The 22,024-nt window shown below is 49.1% G+C and carries 15 protein-coding genes and 1 tRNA gene; 11 read left to right on the top strand and 5 right to left on the bottom strand.

The genetic code is table 11. The features are described from left to right. The first annotated feature begins 27 nt into the window (after positions 1-27). From BD749_RS06880 to BD749_RS06870, 3 genes are all read left to right on the top strand, one after another. The gene (locus BD749_RS06880; protein WP_317046346.1) at positions 28-297 is read left to right on the top strand and encodes a hypothetical protein; all 270 of its coding nucleotides are present in this window, start codon (positions 28-30) and stop codon (positions 295-297) included. Positions 298-843: 546 nt separating this feature from the next. Next, positions 844-4,278, top strand: a complete 3,435-nt coding sequence (locus tag BD749_RS06875) for a sensor histidine kinase (RefSeq protein ID WP_245868884.1) — start codon at positions 844-846, stop codon at positions 4,276-4,278. Next, on the top strand, positions 4,275-7,757 hold the full coding sequence (locus BD749_RS06870; protein WP_101443681.1) for a hypothetical protein: 3,483 nt from the start codon (positions 4,275-4,277) through the stop codon (positions 7,755-7,757). The genes BD749_RS06875 and BD749_RS06870 overlap by 4 nt, the downstream gene beginning before the upstream one ends. A gap of 585 nt (positions 7,758-8,342) precedes the next feature. Here BD749_RS06870 and rfaD read toward each other — a convergent pair. Next, positions 8,343-9,308 carry an ADP-glyceromanno-heptose 6-epimerase gene (gene rfaD / locus BD749_RS06865; RefSeq protein ID WP_101443680.1) on the bottom strand — a complete coding sequence of 322 codons (966 nt, stop codon included), beginning with the start codon at positions 9,306-9,308 and terminating at the stop codon, positions 8,343-8,345. Positions 9,309-9,417: 109 nt separating this feature from the next. On the opposite strand from rfaD, the gene BD749_RS06860 reads away from it, so the two are divergent. The 4 genes from BD749_RS06860 (at position 9,418) to lpxB (ending at position 12,939) form a co-directional block, all read left to right on the top strand. Further along, entirely contained in the window at positions 9,418-10,314 is an 897-nt protein-coding gene (locus BD749_RS06860) for an ABC transporter substrate-binding protein (RefSeq protein WP_101443679.1), read from the top strand. Further along, positions 10,311-11,318 carry a FecCD family ABC transporter permease gene (locus BD749_RS06855; protein WP_101443678.1) on the top strand — a complete coding sequence of 336 codons (1,008 nt, stop codon included), beginning with the start codon at positions 10,311-10,313 and terminating at the stop codon, positions 11,316-11,318. Before BD749_RS06860 ends, BD749_RS06855 begins: the two co-directional genes overlap by 4 nt. Beyond that, entirely contained in the window at positions 11,319-11,735 is a 417-nt protein-coding gene (locus tag BD749_RS06850; protein ID WP_101443677.1) for a 6-pyruvoyl trahydropterin synthase family protein, read from the top strand. An 85-nt stretch (positions 11,736-11,820) separates the two neighbouring features. Next, complete coding sequence (gene lpxB, locus BD749_RS06845) at positions 11,821-12,939, top strand: lipid-A-disaccharide synthase (protein ID WP_101443676.1); 1,119 nt, start codon at positions 11,821-11,823, stop codon at positions 12,937-12,939. Between the two features lie 109 nt (positions 12,940-13,048). Here the strand turns inward: lpxB and clpX are convergent, their stop codons facing one another. The 4 genes from clpX to BD749_RS06825 form a co-directional block, all read right to left on the bottom strand. Continuing rightward, complete coding sequence (gene clpX / locus BD749_RS06840; RefSeq protein ID WP_101443675.1) at positions 13,049-14,272, bottom strand: ATP-dependent Clp protease ATP-binding subunit ClpX; 1,224 nt, start codon at positions 14,270-14,272, stop codon at positions 13,049-13,051. 352 nt (positions 14,273-14,624) lie between these two features. Further along, a complete protein-coding gene (locus BD749_RS06835; RefSeq protein ID WP_170871878.1) occupies positions 14,625-15,323 on the bottom strand; it encodes a ClpP family protease in 699 nt (232 codons plus the stop codon). A gap of 88 nt (positions 15,324-15,411) precedes the next feature. Then, the gene (tig, locus tag BD749_RS06830; RefSeq protein ID WP_101443674.1) at positions 15,412-16,734 is read right to left on the bottom strand and encodes a trigger factor; all 1,323 of its coding nucleotides are present in this window, start codon (positions 16,732-16,734) and stop codon (positions 15,412-15,414) included. Positions 16,735-16,810: 76 nt separating this feature from the next. After that, positions 16,811-16,892: transfer RNA gene (locus BD749_RS06825), tRNA-Leu, on the bottom strand. Positions 16,893-17,190: 298 nt separating this feature from the next. Here BD749_RS06825 and BD749_RS06820 point away from each other — a divergent pair. From BD749_RS06820 to BD749_RS06805, 4 genes are read left to right on the top strand one after another with little or no spacing between them, the layout of a single operon-like run. Next, positions 17,191-19,386 (top strand): RelA/SpoT family protein, encoded by a 2,196-nt coding sequence (locus BD749_RS06820; protein ID WP_101443673.1) that lies wholly within the window; start codon positions 17,191-17,193, stop codon positions 19,384-19,386. 35 nt (positions 19,387-19,421) lie between these two features. Next, positions 19,422-19,922, top strand: a complete 501-nt coding sequence (locus BD749_RS06815) for a Fur family transcriptional regulator (protein WP_101443672.1) — start codon at positions 19,422-19,424, stop codon at positions 19,920-19,922. Then, positions 19,894-20,244, top strand: a complete 351-nt coding sequence (locus BD749_RS06810) for an STAS domain-containing protein (protein ID WP_101443671.1) — start codon at positions 19,894-19,896, stop codon at positions 20,242-20,244. Before BD749_RS06815 ends, BD749_RS06810 begins: the two co-directional genes overlap by 29 nt. Positions 20,245-20,251: 7 nt before the next feature. Next, the gene (locus BD749_RS06805; protein ID WP_101443670.1) at positions 20,252-21,538 is read left to right on the top strand and encodes an adenylosuccinate synthase; all 1,287 of its coding nucleotides are present in this window, start codon (positions 20,252-20,254) and stop codon (positions 21,536-21,538) included. Positions 21,539-22,024: the final 486 nt, after the last annotated feature.

Raw genomic sequence — 22,024 nt, 5'->3', positions numbered from 1 at the left:
GGAACCTCAAACCCTTGTTTAATGATTATGAAACGCCAATTTCTTAAAATATTTATTGCTGGTATCATGGTGCTTGCCATGAATTTAATTTCTACGGAGGCATATAGCCAATGCGCTATGTGTCGCGCTACCGTGGAATCAAATGTAGGTACTGGCAGCACTGACTCTGACTCACAGGTTGGAGCAGGCCTGAATACAGGAATCCTTTACCTTATGTTGATCCCCTATGTGCTGGTTGGTACTGTCGGTTTCCTCTGGTACAAAAGCAATCAGAAGAAGAAAGCCAGAATGGCTTAAGCTGAGGTAAATAGTCCAAGCCTTCTTTCGTAGGTAATTTAACCGTTAGGTTTTATCTGTTTATAAATAACCACACGCAGGTTTTCAAGCTGTGTGTGGTTATTTGTTTTAAAGGAGTGCTTTTCTGGAGTGAAATTTGATCCGTTGTGGTTGCGGATTTGCAGCAGTTTCCGGAATTAAACCTAACTTCAGGCTGTTGCTTACATTTTAGCCACTTTTACGTCATGCACTTACAGCACGAATTGCTTAAATTCGTGGATAATCCATGTTGCTTTGAACCGGAATTATACCCCTTTTATTTTATTTATTCTGGCGGTGCTGTGCTTTGCGGCTACAGCCTTTTTGCATTATAGGGTCCCGGCTTCCTGGCTTCAAGCAGACAGAGAGCAAACTCAGCAACATATAACAGCGCGGGTACTGGCGCTGTTGTCGGATGCGCAACAGGAATCTGCCCAATTGGGTAAATTGCTTCAAAAGGATAAGATCAACTTTACAAAACTCCTCTCCAAGACGCATTATCCCACATTTGTTTATAAGAATGGACGCTTGGTTTACTGGTCAGACCATACCGTTATTCCCGACCTCGATTTACCACCCACCATACGTTCCATCACGACAGTTAGGAACAGTTACGGTACGTTCGTAGTCATGCCACACCGTGCCCATGGCTATCATATTTTTACCTACATACCCCTGCAGGTTGATTACGGCATTACCAACGATTACCTGGCCTCAGGATTACAAAAGAGTATTTTCGGCACAGCCGATGTGCGGCTGGTACTTGATAATCCGGGACGACTGCCGCAGGTAACGACCGACCAGGGTGACTTTCTTTTCGCAATTGATCATGGCTCGGGAAGAGTTGATGCTGGATTTGATAACCTGCAGTTAGTGTTACTTATTTTTGGAACCATCCTGTTTGTTTGGTTCAGTATCTCCGTGTGCCGGTTGTTTTTGAGGCGCCAACGCTATACGCAGGGCATTGTGCTATTGCTGGGGCTGCTGGTGGGTTTTCGCTTTGCGCTTTTGTTCCTCAACCTACCTTTTCTCATCGTTGAGACAGAATTATTTGATCCGCGTCTATACGCTGCTTCTTTCTGGTCTCCTTCTGTTGGCGACCTGGCCTTGAATGTGTTGCTGCTCGTTGCAGTTGCCTGGGCAGCTTACTATCTGTTTCATAAGAACGAAGTGTTAGCAGCTGTGAAAGCGTACTCCCCACAAAAAAGCAACTTATTGCTGGGGGCAGCCATACTTGCTTTCTTTGTGTTGCTGGCCATTTTATTTCGCTTTTACTACGGCATCTATCACAACTCCCCGCTAGCACTCGATATCAACCAATCCATTGCTTTGGAGCGCTACAAGTTGGTGATGTATAGCCTGATGTTTTTGCATACCGTAGCGCTCAGCCTGTTTGCCTATATGCTGGCTTCGGTTGTGAATGTGCTGCTGCGGAAATCAGACGCATGGCGGCCATACAAAGTGTTGTTAATCATTGCAGTTACGCTTGTTGCACTGGCAGTGCTATTGGACGTGCCTTGGGTACCAGTTATTCTGATTGGAACAGTTTTCTGGAGCATCATCTTGTTAGCAGCGCAGCATCGGCAGGCAATCAGTTTGCCTTACCGTACCTACCTTTTCTTTTTTCTGATCATCGTCGTGAGTAGCCTGACGGGTGCTGCCTCGCTCTACACGCACTTCCAAAGTGAGTTGCTGGCTTACAAGCAGAAGTTTGCGTTTGACCTGATGCAGGGTAACGATGTGCTGGCGGAGTACCTGCTGGAAGAAGACGTAGCAGTGCGTGTGTCGGAGGATGTATTAATTCAATCCAAGATGAAAGGCCCTTATGTGGATGCTTTCTTCATCAAGCGAAAGATATCCCGCCAGTTTCTGCCAGACTATTTTGACAAGTATGAGGCGAACATACTCTTGTTCGACAGCCAGGGACGAACGCTGGAAAGTGCCGATACCACCGCAGCCACTTTGGACGAGCTAAGGCAAAAGTATGCGACCACCTCTAACCGAACTGAATATACGAATCTATACCTGGTCAACGATCCGGCCCGGCCGCATACCCGTTTTTACCTGAAACTGATTGAAGTGCCACTGGGGACGCAGCAGTACGGTACTATTGTGTTGCAGTTGAGCCTAAAGGAGTTGCTGCCAAACAGCCTGGTGCCAGAACTCCTGGCCGGGCAGCAGCATCAGCAACCTTTTCGGGCTGATATTCTAAGTTACGGGATCTATGAAAAGGGCAGGCTGACTTACAGCGAAGGGGAGTTTGACTACGCCACTAATTTCGATCGGAGCCAGTTAGAGAAAAGTGAACTATACAAGCAGGGAGCAACGGAAGATGGCTTTCACCATTTAGGCGTGAAGACGGACTCAGGTCCGACTGTGATCATCACGACGAGTAAATACGGTGCCCGCGAGGTGCTTTCTAATTTTTCGTTTCTGTTTTTGTTCTTCACCGGCTGCCTGATCATAGTGGCGGTGCTTTATATTTTGCTGAACAGAGAGAGACTGCGCGATTTCCAACCTAACTTCAGTACCAAGATCCAGCTTTTCCTGAATTTCGGTATTCTGCTTCCCCTGATGTTGGTGAGCATCGTGACAGCGAGTTTAGTGACGGGCTCTTATAAGAAAGACCTGTTGTCGTCTTACGAGAAAAAGGGAGAGGCCATACAGGACCATCTCAGCAGACCGACTACACTCGAAGTGCTTCCTGACCGAAACCGTTTGCTACGCCGTGTTGCCTCCATCGCCGCTTTGTCAGAAGCCGATGTGAGCCTTTATGATCGTACCGGTCGCTTGCTGGTTACCAGCCAGCCGTTGATATTTGAATCGGGTCTACTCTCCAAGCTTGTGAACCCACATGCTTTTGCTGCCATATCGGAGCGGCAGGCGTTGCGGGTACTGGCCGATGAGCACGCCGGAAACCTTAGTTTTAATGCGCTATACCTGCCACTTCGCCCCGACAACGACCCGGAAAAGCTGATCGGCTTTATCGGTATACCTTTCTTTGACTCGGAGCGCCAGCTGGACCTGAAGCTGATCGAACTGATCACAACCACGATGAACATCTTCACAGTCATGTTCATCGTGTTCATCATCCTCACCTTTTTCGCCTCCCGAGCCCTCACGGTGCCGCTGCGTATGCTCGCCGACAAGTTGAAACATACCTCTCTGACAGGTAAAAACGAAATGCTGGCCTACGAAGGAGCTGATGAGATCGGGATGCTGGTAAATGAGTATAACCGCATGCTGCTGACGCTGGAGCAGAACAAGGTAGAACTGGCCATGCGGGAGAAGGAAGCAGCCTGGCGGGAGATGGCACGGCAGGTAGCGCACGAGATCAAGAACCCGCTCACGCCGATGAAACTTTCGCTGCAGTACCTCCAGAAGGCCATTGCAGAAAAGAACCCGAACACGGAGCAGATGATCAACAAGATCTCGCATACCTTGATCACCCAGATCAACATCCTCAGCGATATTGCTACTTCGTTCTCCAACTTTACTTCCATGCCTGAGCCGAAGGCCGAGTTGATGGACCTGGGGGCAGCCCTGCATAAAGCCGCCGACCTGCACACCAATCCGGCTTCTGTGAAAACGGAGCTGCGTGTACCTGAAGAGCCCGTGATGGTGATGGCTGATGAGGCGCTGATGGTACGGACTTTCAACAATTTGCTGCTAAATGCAATACAGGCGGTTCCTGCCGACCGGAAGCCGTTAATCAAGATTGATCTTAAAATTGAAGCAGATAACACAGCGCTTGTCGCTATTGCTGATAATGGCAGCGGTATACCTGCTGAGATTCAGCATAAAGTATTTATACCTAACTTCAGCACCAAGTATACGGGCTCAGGTATAGGCTTGGCTGTTGCCAAAAAAGGAATTGAAAACGCGGGTGGTCGCATTTGGTTTGTGACAGAAGAGGGAGAGGGGACGACGTTTTACATTTCTTTACCGCTGGCCACTACATGATCCGGAGTGTTGTCATCGGAGTATGGCTGTTGCTGCTGAGTTTTTCCGTACTGGCTCAGGCACCTGTGAACAACCGCCATTGCAAGTGGCTATACCTGACCGATTACCCACAGCAGCTCGATACGCTGACCATCGATGTCAACACCATTACTTTTGTGGGCCCTCGCAAAGACCAATTTAAATTTGACTACAATTACTATACCCACGAGTTCAGACTGACGGAGTTCCCGGCTCCCACTTACCAGATTATCGACACACTCGGAACGGTAGTACCTATGCCTGACTCGGTGCTGGTATGCTATAGAACGCTGCCGCTCAGTCTCGCCAAGCCTGCCTACCGCCGCGACATCATGAAACTGGACCGTAGCGGTGCGCCAACCGAGTTGTACAAAGAGGATTTTGCCCAGCGGGAAGAGATTTTTAAAACACCCGGCCTGAACAAAACGGGTAGCATTTCACGTGGCATCTCTTTTGGCAACACCCAGAATGTGTTTGTGAACTCTGCCCTGAACCTGCAGCTCGATGGAAAGTTGACCGACGACATCGACATCACAGCGGCCATTACCGATCAGAACATCCCTTTTCAGCCGGAGGGGAATACGCAACAGCTGAACGAGTTCGACCGGGTATACATTACGCTCAAGCACAAGCAATGGCAACTCTCGGCAGGCGATGTGGTGCTGCGCAGCAAACCCTCGTACTTCATGCAGTTTTACAAAAACGTGCAGGGAGGCGCTTTCGAGACTACTTTCGGGAAGTCGCCTGATAAACTGGGCACGACGACGGTAGCGGCTTCGGTGTCGAAAGGCAAGTTTGCCTCGCAGGCTGTGGAGGCATTGGAGGGAGTGCAGGGGCCCTACCGGTTGAGAGGTCCGAATAATGAGCGCTTCATTATTGTGCTGGCTAACTCGGAGCGTGTATTTCTGGACGGCCGCCTGCTGACCCGTGGCTTCGATTTCGATTATGTGATCGACTATAACCAGGCCGAGATTACCTTTACCACACGGCACGTCATCACTAAGAACTCCCGTATTAGGGTGGATTTCGAGTACTCTGACCTCAACTACAGCCGCAGTATTTACCACGCCAGCCACTACCAGCAATTGGGCAAAGTGCAGGTATACGCTAACTATTACAACGAGTCCGACAATCCTAATAACCTGCTGCACCTCGACCTGCGCGACGAAGACAAACGCTTGCTGGCAGGTATAGGCGATAGCCTGGACCAAGCTGTAGTTCCGGGAGCAACGCAGGTGCCCTTTGATCCGGCGCAGGTACTCTATGCTTTTCGCGACACACTGGTAAATGGTATACCTGAACAAGTATATGTATTCTCCAGTAATCCGGATTCGGCGATCTATAATGTGCGGTTCTCGGAAGTTGGAGCCAACCGGGGCAACTACGTGGCGGCCAGCAATGCCGTGAATGGCAGGGTATACCGCTGGGTGGCACCGGTGAATGGGGTGCCGCAGGGCAACTATGCGCCGGTACGCATACTGCCCACTCCCCGCAAAAAGCAGCTGATCACGCTGGGAGGAAACTACGAGTTGCAAAAAGGCGTGAACTTCTTCCTGGAAGGTGCCGCTTCGCAGAACGACCTCAACCGCTTTTCCCGTCTCGATGCCATGGATGACAACGGAGCGGCTATGCGGGTAGGGTATGCGTTGCAGGACCGGCAACTGTCTTTCCTGGGTAAGTACCGCCTCAACAGTACGCTCAACTACGAATACACCGATGTGAACTTTGAGCCGATCGACCGTTACCGCCCCATCGAATTTGACCGCGACTGGAGCTTGGACAACCCCAACCAGAAAGCCGAAGACCACATTTTCAACTTCTCGGTAGGAGCGGTACTGGGCCCCAAGAATATGGCCAACTACCGCATCAGCCGCCGCTACCGACACCAGCAGGTGGATGGTACACAGCACCAATTGGACCTGCACCGCGAGTTTGGCAAACTGGAACTGCGCAACAGCTTCTTTATGCTACACAGCAATCAGGCTACACGCGAGTCGGAGTGGTATAGGGGCGATGTAGGCGCCAGGTATAGGCTCGGCAAAATTGAGCCCGGCTACAGGTATAGCTTCGATAAAAACAAACTTACCGCCATTGGTAGTGACTCTGTAACGGGCTCAGCCATGTATTTTGACGAGCACCTGTTTTTTGTGGAAAGTCCTGATACCGCCAAAACCCGTTTCCGTGTCGATTACAGTTACCGCACCGACTTGCGGCCAACCGCACTGGGAGAAATGGGGGCGCCGGAAGTGGGACAGACTTACAATGCCATGCTCCAGCGCAGGTATGGCCGCGACAGCGACATTGCCTTGCAGGCCACTTACCGTAATCTGAAACTGGAGCAGGGACAGGACGAAGAAACCGTGCAGTCGCGCATCGATTGGAATACCTCTTTCCTGGATGGCAGCTTCCGCTCGGAGATGAGTTACTCGGTGGGGACAGGCCGTGAGCTAAAGCGCATCTTTGTTTTCAGGGAAACCATGCCGGGGCAGGGCACGCATTACCTCCGTGATGGCGGCAACCCCAACGACCTGAACGATTACCTGGAGGCCCAGACTGTGGACCAACGCCGTTTCATCAAAGTATTTTTGCCCACAGATGAGTACATCAACGCCTACACTAACCGCTTTACCTACCGCCTGAACAGCAACGTACCCCGCAGTTGGCGCAGTGCGGAGGGGTTCAAGGGGTTCATGGCCAAGTTTTCGGCCCTGAGTTTTGTGAGCATCGACAAAAAAACGACGGACGATGAGGTAATGAACCGTTTCAATCCTTTCAGTGAGGATTTTGAGGACGAGTTCCTGATCTCGCTGGTGAAGTCGCTGCGCAATACCTTATACTTTAACCGGAGCAACCCGAAGTATGGCCTGGAATATACGGTGCAGCAGAATCAGCAGAAATCGCTTTTGGCAAACGGCACTGAGACCCGCAGTGTGGGTAACCACCAGTTGATCGCCCGACTGAACCTGAACGAGGTGTTAAGCTCGAAGCTTAGCCTGGCCCAAAACGTGCGAGACAATCGTTCTAATTTCCTGAGCTCGAAGAACTTCAGCATTGTGTCGAATGAGTTGACGCCGGAACTGGCTTATCAGCCGAATGCGAAGCTGCGTTTTACAGGAACCTACCAACTGGCCCTGCGCGAAGACAAACTCTCGCCCGCCGATGCCGAGCAACAAGCTACCTTCCATGAACTGGGACTGGAAACAAAGCTGAGCCAAGTGAGCAAACGCACGGTTTCAGGCTTGGTACGTTGGGTGAATATTGAATTTAACGGCGACATGAACTCCTATGTAGGGTATGAGATCCTGAATGCCCTTCGCCCCGGCAATAACCTGACCTGGTCTTTTAATGTGCAGCAGCGCCTGAGTAACGGGCTTAACATCTCGCTCAACTATGATGGCCGCAAAGCCAATAGTGTGGGGGCAGTACACACCGGGCGCACGCAGGTGTCGGTGTTGTTTTAATGTGGTTTGCTAAAAGTGTTGCTATTCGGAATATTTGTATCCAATTAAAATTAATGAGATAAAATTTGCGATACTCTGTTTTAGCATACTGCTTTAGGTCCTTTCCATAGGCACTACTTCTGGGCAATGAACTATTGCTATACCTGATAGCTTGAAACCATTACATCAAAGTGAGGGGGTTACGAAGTTAAGTGTCTAATCGGAGACCAAACTTCTGATGGAGGTAAAATCGTCTACCGACTTTCAATTAGTAGTGCGGGAGGGCTCGTAGGTATAGACCTAATAGTAAGTACTGTAAGCGAAAATACCGAGCGTTATTATCGTGAAGCAACATCAAAAATAATTCTTAGGAGAGTAGGCGATGCCCTCATGCCTGCGGAAAGGACATCAGGGATAACTACTTATGTAATTAGAAATCAAAAAAAGTAGCCTAGTCCTAATAGAGAAACTAGACCCCCTCACCAATGCAAAAAGAAGCGAATTAAGAATAATTAAATTTACCAGAAAATAGCAAGGCCCCGCTTACTTATCTAAGCGGGGCCTTGCTATACCTGCCGAACCATCATTCAGCTAAATCATTACTCATTAATAATACTTTCCCTCCATCAGGTAGTTCTGCACATAATCCTTCACACCTTCTTCTAAGGTATAGAACTCTCGGTCGTAACCAATGGAGCGCAGTTTGCTCATGTTCGCTTCTGTGAAATACTGGTAGTTGTCGCGCAAGTTCTCCGGCGTATCCATAAAGTCGATGTTAGGCGCTATACCCATGGCATCGAATGTGTTGATGGCCAGTGCCATAAAGGTACGGGCCTTGCCAGATCCCAGATTGTAGATGCCCGAGTTTTTGCGGTGCTGCATCAGGAACATGCATACCTCTACCACATCCTTCACATACACGAAGTCACGCATTTGCTCACCGTCGGCAAAGTCGGGGTGGTGGGAGCGGAACAGTTTCATACTGCCTTTTTCCTTGATCTGGTTATAGGCATGAAAAATAACCGAGGCCATTTTGCCTTTGTGGTACTCGTTAGGGCCGTACACGTTAAAAAATTTCAGTCCTGCCCAGAAGAAGGGCTTTGCCGTTTGCTCCAGTGCCCACTTATCGAAGTCGTTTTTAGAGTCGCCGTATGGGTTGAGCGGCTTCAGCAAAGGTATAGTAGCTTCTTCATCGTCGTAACCAAGGGTGCCTGAGCCGTAGGTAGCAGCCGATGAAGCGTATACCAGCGGGATCTGGTACTCGCAGCAGGCATTCCATACCTGCTTGGAGTAGTTCAGGTTAAGCAGGTCGAATACATCTTTGTTAAACTCGGTAGTATCGGTGCGCGCGCCCAGGTGGAAGATAAACTCAACTTCTTCGTAGTTATCGTCCAGCCATTTAAAGAAACCATCGCGGTCTACATACTCCTTTATTTTTTTCCCTTTCAGGTTCCCTTCTTTTTTGGCGACAGAAAAGTTGTCCACCACCACGATATCATTAAAGTTAGCCGCATTGAGCCTGCTCACAAGACAGCTTGCAATAAAGCCGGCAGCACCAGTTACAACGATCATAATTCAGTTTTATAGGCTGTAAAGTAATATTGCGTTAAATTTACGAAAATAAACGGAGCCGAGGCGTACAACCCGCTTTCACTCCTTCAATCAGAAACCGATCTATACCTTGTATCCATACCTGAACAAGTTTTTGATGGCTTTTCTCCTGCTCATTTGCTGGGCCTGTGGCTCCGGACAAAAGGAGTCGGAAGGGGAGGAGCTGGTATTACAGGACGACCTGGGGCGGGAGATAAGACTGAAGCGTCAGCCGGAGCGGGTGATGGCCTTCGCCTCTTCCATGACCGAAATGCTCTTTGCCGTTTGCGACACGGCCTCCATTGTCGGACGCTCACCACAGTGCGACTACCCGGATGCCGTATACAGCAAACCGGTCGTGAACAATTACCCTGTCGATCTGGAACAGGTGCTGGCTCTGAAGCCTGACCTGATTTTTACAGTAGAAGGTATAACACCACTGGACATGGCGGCCCGACTAGAGGAGCTAGGTATACCCGTGTACTACCAGAAATACCGAAGCGTCGAAGACATCCTGAAAGGTATAGAGGACATTGGCCGTATTATGGGCCGTGAACAGCAAGCCAATTACCTGACCGACTCGCTTCGTCAGGAAGTGCAAACGATCGAGCGCAGGTATAGCAAGCAGGCACAGCGGCAGCGGGTGCTGGCCATTACCTGGAGCGACCCGATTTACGTGTATGGCCAGAACACCATCCTGACAGATCAGTTACGTATACTCGGCGCACAAAATGCGGTGCAGGAAGTATTTGACCAGCCTTACCCGGCGCTCACCCGTGAGTATATCCTCAAAATGAACCCGGATGTGCTGCTCGGCGGGAGCATCGAGCGATTGGAGCGGGAGTTTTTTAGTCTATACCCGGAGCTGCGCAAAATCGCCGCTTACCAGAATAAGCGCATCTATCAACCCACCGGCAATCTCATTGAGCGGCCCAGTCCGCGAGTGGTAGAGTCGATCCGCGAACTTGAAAGCTTCCTATACCCATGAGAAGCGCCTTCTACTTTATAGGTGCTATCCTGCTGATCGTGGTGGCACTGGCGCTGGGCCTGCAGGTCGGTACATTCGAGGTGGATCTGCCTACCATTTGGAACGCTTTTTTTCACCACGACCCGGATAACACCACGCATTATGCGATCACGAACCTGCGTCTGCCCAGGCTATTGCTGGCTTTGGTAGTCGGTGCATCGTTGGCTTTTTGCGGTTACCTGATGCAGGCCATGGTCAACAACGGACTGGCCGACCCTTACCTGCTGGGCACCGCCTCGGGGGCTTCTTTGGGTGCGGTCATCGTGTTCTTTGGATTTATAGAAGTATCTATCGGAGGTTTTTACATGCCGCCAGTATTTGCGCTGGTAGGCGCTTTTGTCGTGACGTTAGTTGTGGTGGTGCTCGGTTACCGGAAGCGGCAGCTTATACCTGCGCAACTGCTGCTGGCAGGTATAGCCATCAGCTCACTGGTAACGGCTATTGTCGGGCTACTCACTTTTCTGTCCGATTCAGAAGGGAAATTAAAATCGGTTATCTTCTGGTCGATGGGCAGTTTTGAACGAGCCAGCTGGACGCTGCTGCCTTACCCGGCTACGGCCTTACTGCTGGCGCTATTGCTCTTTGCGTTCCTACAGAAACAGCTCAATATCCTGCTGCTCGGCGCTGACCGGGCGCAGGCACTTGGGGTGAATGTGGCGCAAACCCGCTGGGCTATTTTGGGTACCGTTTCAGTGGTAACGGGCTTTGCCGTGGCTACCTCCGGACCCATCGGCTTTGTCGGCCTGATCATTCCGCATGTCACCCGCGGACTGATGGGGGCGACCGGCAAGAGTAACCTGCTTTTCTGCGCTTTCGTGGGCGGTTTGTTCATGCTCCTCTGCGATCTGCTGTCCCGTATTTTATATCCTCCTGCCGGACTGCCAATTGGAATCATTACTTCGTTCTTTGGTGTTCCTTTCTTCGTATATTTGCTGTCCCAAAAGAATTATAAGTTTAGCAGTTAAATGATTTACGTAAGCAGATTAGAGCATTTCAATGCAGCCCACAAGCTGCACAACCCGAACTGGTCGTTGGCGAAGAATAAGGAGGTGTTCGGGCCGTGTGCGAATACCAACTGGCATGGGCACAATTATGAACTGATCGTGACCGTAAAAGGAAAGCCGGACCCCGACACCGGTTTTGTGATTGACCTCAAAAAGCTGAGCTCCCTTATCCGCAAGAACATCATTGAGAAGGTAGACCACAAAAACCTGAACCTCGATGTAGCCTTCATGGAAGACAAATTGGCTAGCACCGAGAACCTGGTGGTAGAGTTCTGGAAAATTCTGGAGCCTAAAATCGCTGAAATTTCCAGTGCTAAGCTGCACTCGCTTAAATTATATGAAACGCCGCGTAACTACGTGGAGTATTTTGGCGAATAAGCAATCATAGCCTTTCTGCTATACCTGTTCGGTTGCTTTCTTCGTTTCTGCCTTAGTCAGGCAGTCCCAAACGCATACACATTACATGAAATATTACATTATTGCCGGCGAACGCTCAGGCGATCTGCACGCTTCTAACCTAATTAAACAGCTTCGGAAACAAGACCCTGATGCTGACATAAGAGGATGGGGAGGCGATATGATGCAAGAGGCCGGTATGCACCTGGTCAAGCATTACCAGGAGATGGCTTTTATGGGCTTTGCAGAGGCTGCCGCCAATTTCTTTAAGATACTGGGGTTTTTGCGTGAGTGTAAAGAAGACATCACAGCTTTTAAACCGGATGTGATCATCCTGGTAGATTATGCCGGCTTCAACATGCGGATCGCCAAATTCGCGAAAGAACACGGATTAAAAGTTTTCTACTATATCTCTCCCAAGATCTGGGCCTGGAACCAAGGCCGCGTGCACAAGATCAAGCGCCTTGTAGACCGCATGTTCGTCATCATGCCCTTTGAGGAAGATTTCTACGCCCGCTTCGACTACAAAGTAGACTACATTGGTAACCCAGTGTCGGACTCAGTTAACGATCATGTGGTTACACCCGATTTCAGAAACCGCAACCACATCTATAACAACAAACCCATTATTGCGCTGTTGCCTGGCAGCCGCAAGCAGGAAATTGAAAACATGCTGGAGGTGATGCTGAGCGTACTTCCATCGTTTCGCGATTACCAGTTTATCGTGGCCGGCGTCTCGAATTTTTCGAAGGAGTATTACGAGCAGTACAACAAAGACCCGAATATCAAGATCATCTATGACCAGACGTATGATCTGCTGGCGCATGCAAAAGCTGCACTGGTAACTTCTGGTACAGCTACCCTCGAGACGGCGCTATTTGATGTACCGCAGGTGGTCTGCTACAAAACCAGCGCGATTTCCTATGCCATCGGTAAGCGGGTGATCAAGGTACCTTATATCTCACTCGTCAACCTAATCGCAGACAGGCCTGTTGTAACAGAATTGATTCAGGAGGACTTCACAGCCAAAAAGATCGTGGCTGAGTTGAAGAACATACTCTTTGATAAATATGCGCTACAGAAGCAAAAGGAGGGATATGCCCTCGTAAAGCAAAAAATAGGAGAGTACCGTACCGCAGAGCGAGCCGCTGAGCTGATGGTAGGGTACCTGAAAGAGAAGGTATAGAAGTAGCAGGAACAGATTAAAGTACGCTATAGCTGGCGTGTACCTAAAAAGAGAGGGCCTCAACTGTTTTCAGTTGAGGCCCTCTCTTTTTATTAAGTCCTGCTACACCTTAGGCAACACGCAGCTGCTTCAGCGGTGATTTGTCAAATTTGTCGCGGGCATACTCTCCGGTAATCACCAGTTCTTTGGCTCCCTCTTCTGACGGTAACTCGAACATGGCATCCGTCATGATGCCTTCGCAGATCGAGCGCAGACCGCGGGCACCGAGCTTATACTCAGCCGCTTTCTCTACAATGTAGTCCAACGCATCATCATCAAAGCTCAGGCTAATATTTTCCATCTCGAACAGGCGCTTGTACTGCTTCACAATGGAGTTTTTCGGCTCCAACAGGATCTGGCGAAGCGTCTCTTTGTCAAGTGGGTTCAGGTGCGTGAGCACTGGCAGACGACCGATCAGCTCAGGTATAAGGCCGAAGTTTTTCAGGTCTTGGGCTGTCAGGTATTTCAGGAAGTTCTCTTTTTCCTCTGCCTCGTCTTGCTTCGACTTCGAGAAACCAATCGGGCGTGTGTTCAGGCGGTTCTTGATCAGACGGTCTATACCTACAAAGGCTCCGCCGCAAATGAACAGGATGTTCTCGGTGTTCACCGTGATCATCTTCTGCTCCGGATGCTTACGTCCGCCCTGTGGTGGTACGTTTACAACAGTACCTTCCAGCAGTTTCAGCAGCGCTTGCTGCACGCCTTCGCCACTCACGTCGCGAGTGATGGATGGGTTATCGCTTTTACGGGCAATCTTGTCAATTTCGTCGATGTATACAATGCCACGCTCCGCGGACTCCACATTATAATCGGCCGCTTGCAACAGGCGCGTCAGGATGCTCTCTACGTCCTCGCCTACGTAGCCAGCCTCCGTCAGTACCGTGGCGTCAGCTATACAGAACGGTACCTGCAGGATGCCTGCCATCATGCGGGCCAGGTAGGTTTTACCTGTACCGGTTTCACCTACCATGATGATGTTTGACTTCTCGATCACCACATCATCCTCATTAGTGCGCTGCATCAGGCGCTTGTAGTGGTTGTATACCGCTACTGACATTACCTTCTTCGCTTCGTCCTGGCCCACCACAAACTGATCAAGGTATTCCTTCATCTGCTTTGGCTTCATCAGGTTAAACTTAGGCGTGCGGCTGTTGGCGCGTATCTTATTCTCCTCGTTCAGAATCTGTTGTGCCTGCCCAATACAACGGTCGCATATGTGCGCGTTGATACCAGATATCATCACAGATACGTCTTTTTTGTTCTTGCCACAAAATGAGCAGGTAATTTCAGCCATAAAAAAGTTTGTTCAGAAGATTTTATTGGCCCTCGCGGGTGTAATTCAAAAGCAAAGGTACAAAATTGAAACCTTACTAAGGTAGTATTTTAATTTCTAAAATGTTGATATGGTTATAAAAAGTACCCATAAATTAAAAAATTGCTATTACTTTATCTTGAATTAAACTGCTGATATTCATTGTGTTATACTGATAGGCTGTCCACAATGCCCTGTTGATAAATTTTTAAGCTGAATTTAACTTTCAGGTACTCGTGCCATTACGGTGCAATTCTTTCTTGCTAAATAAAATAGCAAAGCCCATGCCTAGGTATAGGATGGGCTTTGCTATCAAATGTTGCTCTAAAGGGAATTAGTCTTTCTTGCGGTGCAGTACTTCGTCAATCAGGCCGTACTCTTTCGCCTCCTCGGCTTTCATCCAGTAGTCACGGTCCGAGTTGTCGTATACCTCCTGGTACGACTTGCCAGAGTGCTCCGCCAAAATCTCGTACAGCTCTTTCTTCAGCTTCAGGATCTCACGGGCTGTGATCTCAATATCAGAAGCCTGGCCCTGTGCACCCCCCATCGGCTGGTGAATCATGATACGGGCATGTGGTAGGGCAGAGCGCTTGTTCTTGGCACCACCGGCCAGCAGCACGGCACCCATTGAGGCAGCCAGACCAGTACAGATCGTCGCTACATCCGGGTTTACATACTGCATGGTGTCGTAAATGCCGAGGCCTGCGTATACCGAGCCACCCGGGCTATTGATGTACAGCAGGATGTCTTTCTTCGCATCGGCCGACTCCAGAAACAGCAGCTGTGCTGTAATAATGTTGGCGATGAAATCATCTACTTGGGTCCCCAGGAAAATAATACGGTCCATGATCAGGCGCGAGAACACGTCGATCTCACGGAAGTTCGTGGGACGTTCCTCAATTACAGAACGTGTCATACTCTCGATGGTATGCATGGCTCTGCCTTCTACATGGCTAATATATTGATCTACGCCCAGGCCGCTCATGCCCTGGCCCTTTACGGCAAATTTCCGGAACTCGTCTTTGTTAAACATCATCTTGTTTAGATTTACGGTTTGGTCAAAAATAAAAAAGTCCTTTAAATAATAAAGGACTTTTTAGGTTAAAAATTATAAATCGTTCTTATAACGACATGTTCTTGAAGTCCTCTGTAGAGATAGTCTTCTCTACAACAGTCATCTTTTCTTTAAGTTTAGCGAGCACCTTCTCGGCCAGCAGTTGCTCGTACTCATTGATGTAGTTACGGCCATTGTCCTGCTGCAGATACTGGTTAGCATAGTTGTTCATGCTCTCTACCAGTTCTTCCGGTACTTCTGGCATGTTGAATTGCGCCAACATTTTCTCTTTCGTGCTGTTCACTACCTCTTCGTTGGTAACTTTCAGCTCGTTTTCTTCTACCACTTTGTTCTTGATCATGGACCACTTCAGCTCCTTCAGGTACTTGTCGAAGTTCTCTTCGATTTGTTCCGTCGTCAGGCGACCTTCGTTGGTCACTTGCAGCCAACGCTTGAAGAACTCGTTAGGAAGCTCCACGTCCACGTTGTCTACCAAAGTATCAATGATATTGCGGTACAGCAGGTTATCTGCCTCACGGTCGTAATTTTCTTTGATGGTCTCACGGATCTTGGCGTCGAATTCCTCTTCGGTCTTCACCTCGTCCTTGCCAAACAGCTTGTCAAACAGCTCCTGGTTCAGCTCAGCAGGCTCCGTGCGGTTGATTTTCTCTACCGTGAATTCGAACTCACCGTTCAGGTCAGCCACTACTTCTTTGCTCAGGCCAGTTACGTGGGCCAGCGCACTGTTGTCGTCGCCAAATGCCTTACGGATATCGAAACGGATCACGTCGCCGGCTTTCACACCTACAAACTGATCTTTGCCTTCTACTACACGGTTTGTAGGGATTAGCGTTTTAGACTCGAACTCGCCCTCTACCTGCTTCAGGTCACCATAAATAAAGTCACCTGCTTCAGAATCCTCCGGGTTAGTGGTTTTGCCAAACTGGCGCTTGAGGTTTTCGTAAGCCTCGTCTACTGTTGTCTGGTCCAACTCTACAGTGTAACCCTCTACGCTTTTATCCAGCGGAAGGTTAAAGTCCGGCAGCAGACCTACTGCGTAGTTAAACTCAAAGTCTTTCTGGTTGTCCCAGTCGATGTTCTCCTGGCTTGGCTCCGGAAGTGGCTCGCCCAGCAGTTTCACGTCGTTGTCCTTGATATACTTCGAGATTTCCTCCTGAAGAAGTTTGTTGATCGCCTCAACGAGTATGCTCTTGCCATACATCTTCTTGATAAGGCCGGCAGGCACTTTACCAGGTCTGAAGCCTTTGATCTGGGCTTTTTTGCTGAATTCCTTTACTTGCTGGTCAACTTTAGTAGCATAGTCCGCCTCTTCCAGGACTACCTTCAGTTGCGCGTTAGTGCCGTCGGTTTGATTTAATGTAATATTCAAGGCTTACAAAAATTTATTGATGATACATCTAGTAAAAACAAACCCCCAACATGGGCTGTTGAGGGTTTCGTTTGTGTGCGGATGGAGGGACTCGAACCCCCATGCCTCGCAGCGCTAGATCCTAAGTCTAGTGCGTCTACCAATTTCGCCACATCCGCATGTGTGCTTGTTTGTAATGATGGTGCAAATTTACGAACGCCAAACTTAAATGCAAGCAGTGTGCCTAAAAAAAGCCGATATTTTTTCACCTTTTTACAAGATAGTGCAGCGGCGTTGGGCTTAGTTGTTCAACCTCAACATATTGCGCGATTCGCATGGCATTGTGTGCATGAAAGCGGATATTCCTGTATATTTGAAACTTAAAACGACACTGCCTCACTTATACCTATAGTATAGTAGCATAAGTATGGCTACAGGTTCGCCCAACCTGAGCACCCAATACTTTCTAGCTTTAGCATGAACATGATCGATCCAGAAGCAGAACGCAAAGAGATCCTTAGACACTACCGCAGGTTACTTCGGCACGCCAAGCCTTTCTTGAAGGATAACGACGCCAAAATTATCAAGAAAGCTTTCAACACATCTGTCGAGGCGCATAAGGACATGCGTCGCAAATCAGGTGAACCTTATATTCTGCATCCGCTGGCCGTGGCGCAGATCGCTGTAGAGGAAATCGGGCTGGGGACTACCTCTATTGTGGCGGCCCTGCTGCACGATGTGGTAGAAGACACGGCCATGGAGGTAGAGGAAATCGAGCGTGAGTTCGGCACCAGTGTCGCCCGGATCATCGAGGGGTTGACCAAAATATCGGGCGTGTTCGATTACGGTACATCGCAGCAGGCCGAGAACTTCCGCAAGATGCTGCTTACCCTGTCCGATGACGTGCGGGTAATTTTGATCAAACTGGCCGACCGCCTGCACAACATGCGTACGCTCGACAGCATGCCACGCCACAAGCAGCTCAAGATCGCTTCCGAAACCATGTACCTGTACGCGCCACTGGCGCACCGCCTGGGGCTTTATGCGATCAAGTCGGAGCTGGAGGACCTATACCTGAAGTATACCGATACCGATACTTACAAAGATATCTCCACAAAAATACGGCAGACGCGCAGTGCTCGTGGTAAGTTCATCAAGGATTTCATTTCTCCGATTGAAGAAGAGCTGCGCCGTCATGGCTTTAAGTTCAACATCAAAGGCAGGCCAAAGTCGATCTACTCCATTCTGAAGAAGATCAAGAAGCAGAACATCACGTTCGACGAGATCTACGACCTGTTTGCCATACGCATTATACTGGATGTGCCACTGGAGCATGAGAAGGCGGCCTGCTGGCAGGTATACTCTATTATAACGGACTTCTACCAACCAAATCCCGACCGCCTGCGCGACTGGGTGAACACGCCAAAGGCCAACGGCTACGAGTCGCTGCACACCACGGTCATGAGCAAGTCTGGCCAGTGGGTAGAGGTGCAGATACGGACCAAGCGGATGGACGAGATCGCAGAACGAGGTTATGCTGCCCACTGGAAGTATAAGAGCGACGGTAGCGGTGGAGAGTCTGGCCTGGAGATGTGGATAAACAAAGTGCGCGACATGCTGGAGAATAACACCGCCAACGCACTGGAGTTCATGGATGAGTTCCGCAAGAACTTGTTTGTGGAAGAGGTATTTGTTTTTACGCCCAAAGGCGAACTGCTCATACTGCCCGATCGCGCCACAGCCCTGGACTTTGCCTTTGAGATACATTCAGAGATTGGGCTGCACTGCCTTGGCGCCAAGGTGAACCAAAAACTGGTGCCACTCAGTTTCAGATTACGCAACGGCGACCAGGTGGAGATCCTGACATCGCAGAAGCAGAAACCGAACGAAGAGTGGCTGGACTATGTGGTGACGTCCAAGGCACGCTCCCGCATTAAAGAGTACTTGCGCGAAGACCGCAAATATAAGTCGGAGCAGGGGAAGGCCATGCTGGAACGCCGCTTGCTATACCTGAAAGTGCCCGAAACGCAGGGGAATCTGAACAAGCTGATGGCCTTTTTCAACGTGCCTACCGTGCAGGACCTGCACTACCGCATCGCAACGGGCCATATCGATATCAAAAATATCAAGGAAGTCATTTTCTCTGCGCAGGCAGAGCGCGGTGCCTCCATGCTCGAGCCTAAGTCCTTTGATCGGGAAGTACAAAAGATTCGTGGTGTTACATCGGACATGCTAGTGATCGGGGAGAACACCTCAAACATGAACTATAAGGTAGCCATGTGCTGCAATCCTATACCTGGCGACGAAGTGTTTGGCTTTGAAACGGAGGAAGACGGGATCGAAATTCACCGTACCAGTTGCAAGAAAGGTATGGAACTGATGTCTAACTATGGCAACCGCATCATCAAAGCCAAATGGACAGATCAGAAGGAACTGGCCTTCCTGGCAGGTATACGCATCAAAGGAACAGACCGCGTTGGTTTGGTGAATGATTTAACGCGCATCATTTCAAACAGCCTTCGTGTGAATATGCGCTCCATCACAATAGATTCGCATGATGGAATCTTTGAGGGGAACATAATGGTTTTTGTAAATGATACCAGCCACCTGGACAAGTTGATTCAGCGCATGGGCAAGGTAACAGGTGTACTCACCGTCGAACGGTTCGACTAAGTGTCTATACCTATTATATATAAGAGAGCAACGACATGGTAACAGACCTGCAGAATAGAATAGAGCAAGTAAAAAAGATATTCACAGCTTACCTGGAGAGCAAAGGCCTGCGCAAGACACCGGAGCGCTATGCGATCCTGGAGGAGATCTACTCTCGCTCCGGGCACTTCGATGTGGAGTCACTCTACATCAGCATGAAAAATAAGAACTACCGCGTGAGCCGGGCCACGGTGTACAATACCCTTGATCTGTTGGTAGAGAATGACCTTGTAAGCAAGCACCAGTTTGGCCGTAACCTGGCACAGTACGAAAAATCGTATGGCTACCGGCAGCACGACCACGTAATCTGTACAGAGTGTCACAAGGTGGTGGAGTTCTGCGACCCGCGCATTCATAATATACAGACCATGGTGGGCGACCTTTTAAATTTTCATATCTTGCACCATTCCCTTAATCTTTACGGGGTGTGCGGCGATTGCCGCGCCAAAAAAGCAACCGAACAACCGCATGAAGTATCAGACAGAGCTAAAGGATGATGTCCTTTTCATCAGGCTGGAGGGAGACCTGATTGCAGGGCCTGACACCCAGAAACTGATGGCCGTTGCTGAAGAGCACGTGGAAAGTAAAGTCATGTTGTGCGCTGTGGACCTTTCAAATGTCCGGTTCATGGACAGCAGCGGGATGGGTGTACTTGTTTCGCTGCTCACAAAGTTTCGGAACAGGGGAGGAGAGTTGGTTTTGATCAAGCCATCCGACCACATCCGCAAACTTTTAATCGTTACGAAGCTCAATGCCATTTTTACCATCGCAGAAAATGATAACTTCGCAGCGCAATTCTTAAAGGAATCAATTTACTAACGTATAAATGGCAGTTGACATATTAATAGGTCTGCAGTGGGGCGACGAAGGCAAAGGCAAAATCGTCGACGTACTGGCTCCTACCTATGACATTGTGGCCCGTTTCCAGGGAGGCCCCAATGCAGGACACACACTAGAGTTCGAAGGTACCAAGCATGTCCTTCATCAAATTCCCTCCGGTATTTTTCACGCGCATATTCAGAATGTTATTGGCAACGGCGTAGTGCTCGACCCAATTGTGTTCCGTACCGAAATGCAAAAGTTACAGGACAGGGGAGTGGATGCAACGCAGAACCTGTTTATTTCTAAGAAGGCATCACTCATACTGCCTTCCCATAAAATACTGGACAGAGTTTCGGAAGAGGCGCTAGGCTCTGGTAAAATCGGATCGACGCTAAAAGGCATAGGGCCAACCTATCAGGATAAGATTGGTAGAGTGGGCATGCGAATTGGCGATATTCTGGCTGATGATTTTCAGGACCGGTATAACAAATTGGTAGAGCGTCATAGAAAAACAGTGGAGTTCTACGGCCAGAGCCTAGACCTTGGAGAGCAGGAGCAGGCTTTCTTTGAAGCAGTGGACTATCTTCGCACCCTTAAACTAGTAGACAGCGAGTACATGATCAACGAAGCGCTTAAAAACGGTAAGCGTGTGTTGGCTGAAGGGGCTCAAGGTTCTCTACTAGATGTAGACTTTGGAACATATCCTTTCGTAACTTCATCTACTACACTGGTTGCCGGCGCCTGCACAGGCCTTGGCGTAGCGCCACGGCACATTGGTGAGGTATACGGTATCTTCAAAGCATACTGCACACGCGTAGGAAGCGGGCCGTTCCCTACAGAGTTGCTGGATGAAGTAGGAGATCAAATCAGAAAGGCAGGCAACGAATTTGGTTCTACAACAGGAAGACCACGTCGTTGTGGTTGGGTAGACTTGCCAAGCCTGAAATACTCTATTATGCTGAATGGAGTAACGCAACTAAACATGATGAAAGCGGATGTGTTGACTGAATTTGATACGATTAAAGTATGTACACACTACAAGCTAGTCTCAGGTGAGATTACGGATCAGTTGCCACATTCAATTGACACAGGTGATATAGAGCCAATTTACGAAGAGTTGCCAGGATGGAAAGTAGAACTGAATCAAATTGAATCAGTGGATGCCTTGCCTGAAGCTTTTAACAATTATATGTCATTCCTGGAAGAACACCTGCAAGTGCCGATTACGATCGCATCTGTAGGGCCAGATAGAAAAAGCACCCTAAGAAGAGAGCGAGCAAGAATAAGCTAGCGAAAATTCGAACTGATTAAAAAGGCTTCATCTAGTATAGGTGGAGCCTTTTTCTTTACAAGTGTAATATGCAGCATAAAAGAACGAAAGAGTATGAAAAAAATTGATCTCTTAAATAGAATAGAAGAATCAGTATGAAAAAAGTTTATAAAAATAAAAATAGCTGGAACTTCAGAAACCATAAAAGATGTTAACCCAAAGCCGTCATCTATAAAAACGGTAGAAGCGGAGAATACTATAGGTGAAAATATGACTTAGCTCTTCACTTCGTAGGTTAGAATAAGCTTTCGAGGAATGAAGGCAAAAACCCGCAAGAAATTTAAAAACTATTCGGCGTGCCGGTCAGGCAGTTAGGCGGAACCCGGGGGCGGGGAAGCTGAAAGTTGTCGGTTACCCCTTGCGGAGAAGAAAACTTTTGCGACCTTTGCACTCCCAACCCGGACATACGGTTCGGGGGAGAGGGACAAGGCTAGCCGGCAGGGCGGC

The sequence above is a fragment of the Pontibacter ramchanderi genome, assembly GCF_002846395.1.
Lineage (GTDB): Bacteria > Bacteroidota > Bacteroidia > Cytophagales > Hymenobacteraceae > Pontibacter > Pontibacter ramchanderi.
This window is presented reverse-complemented; position numbering and strand designations above follow the sequence as displayed.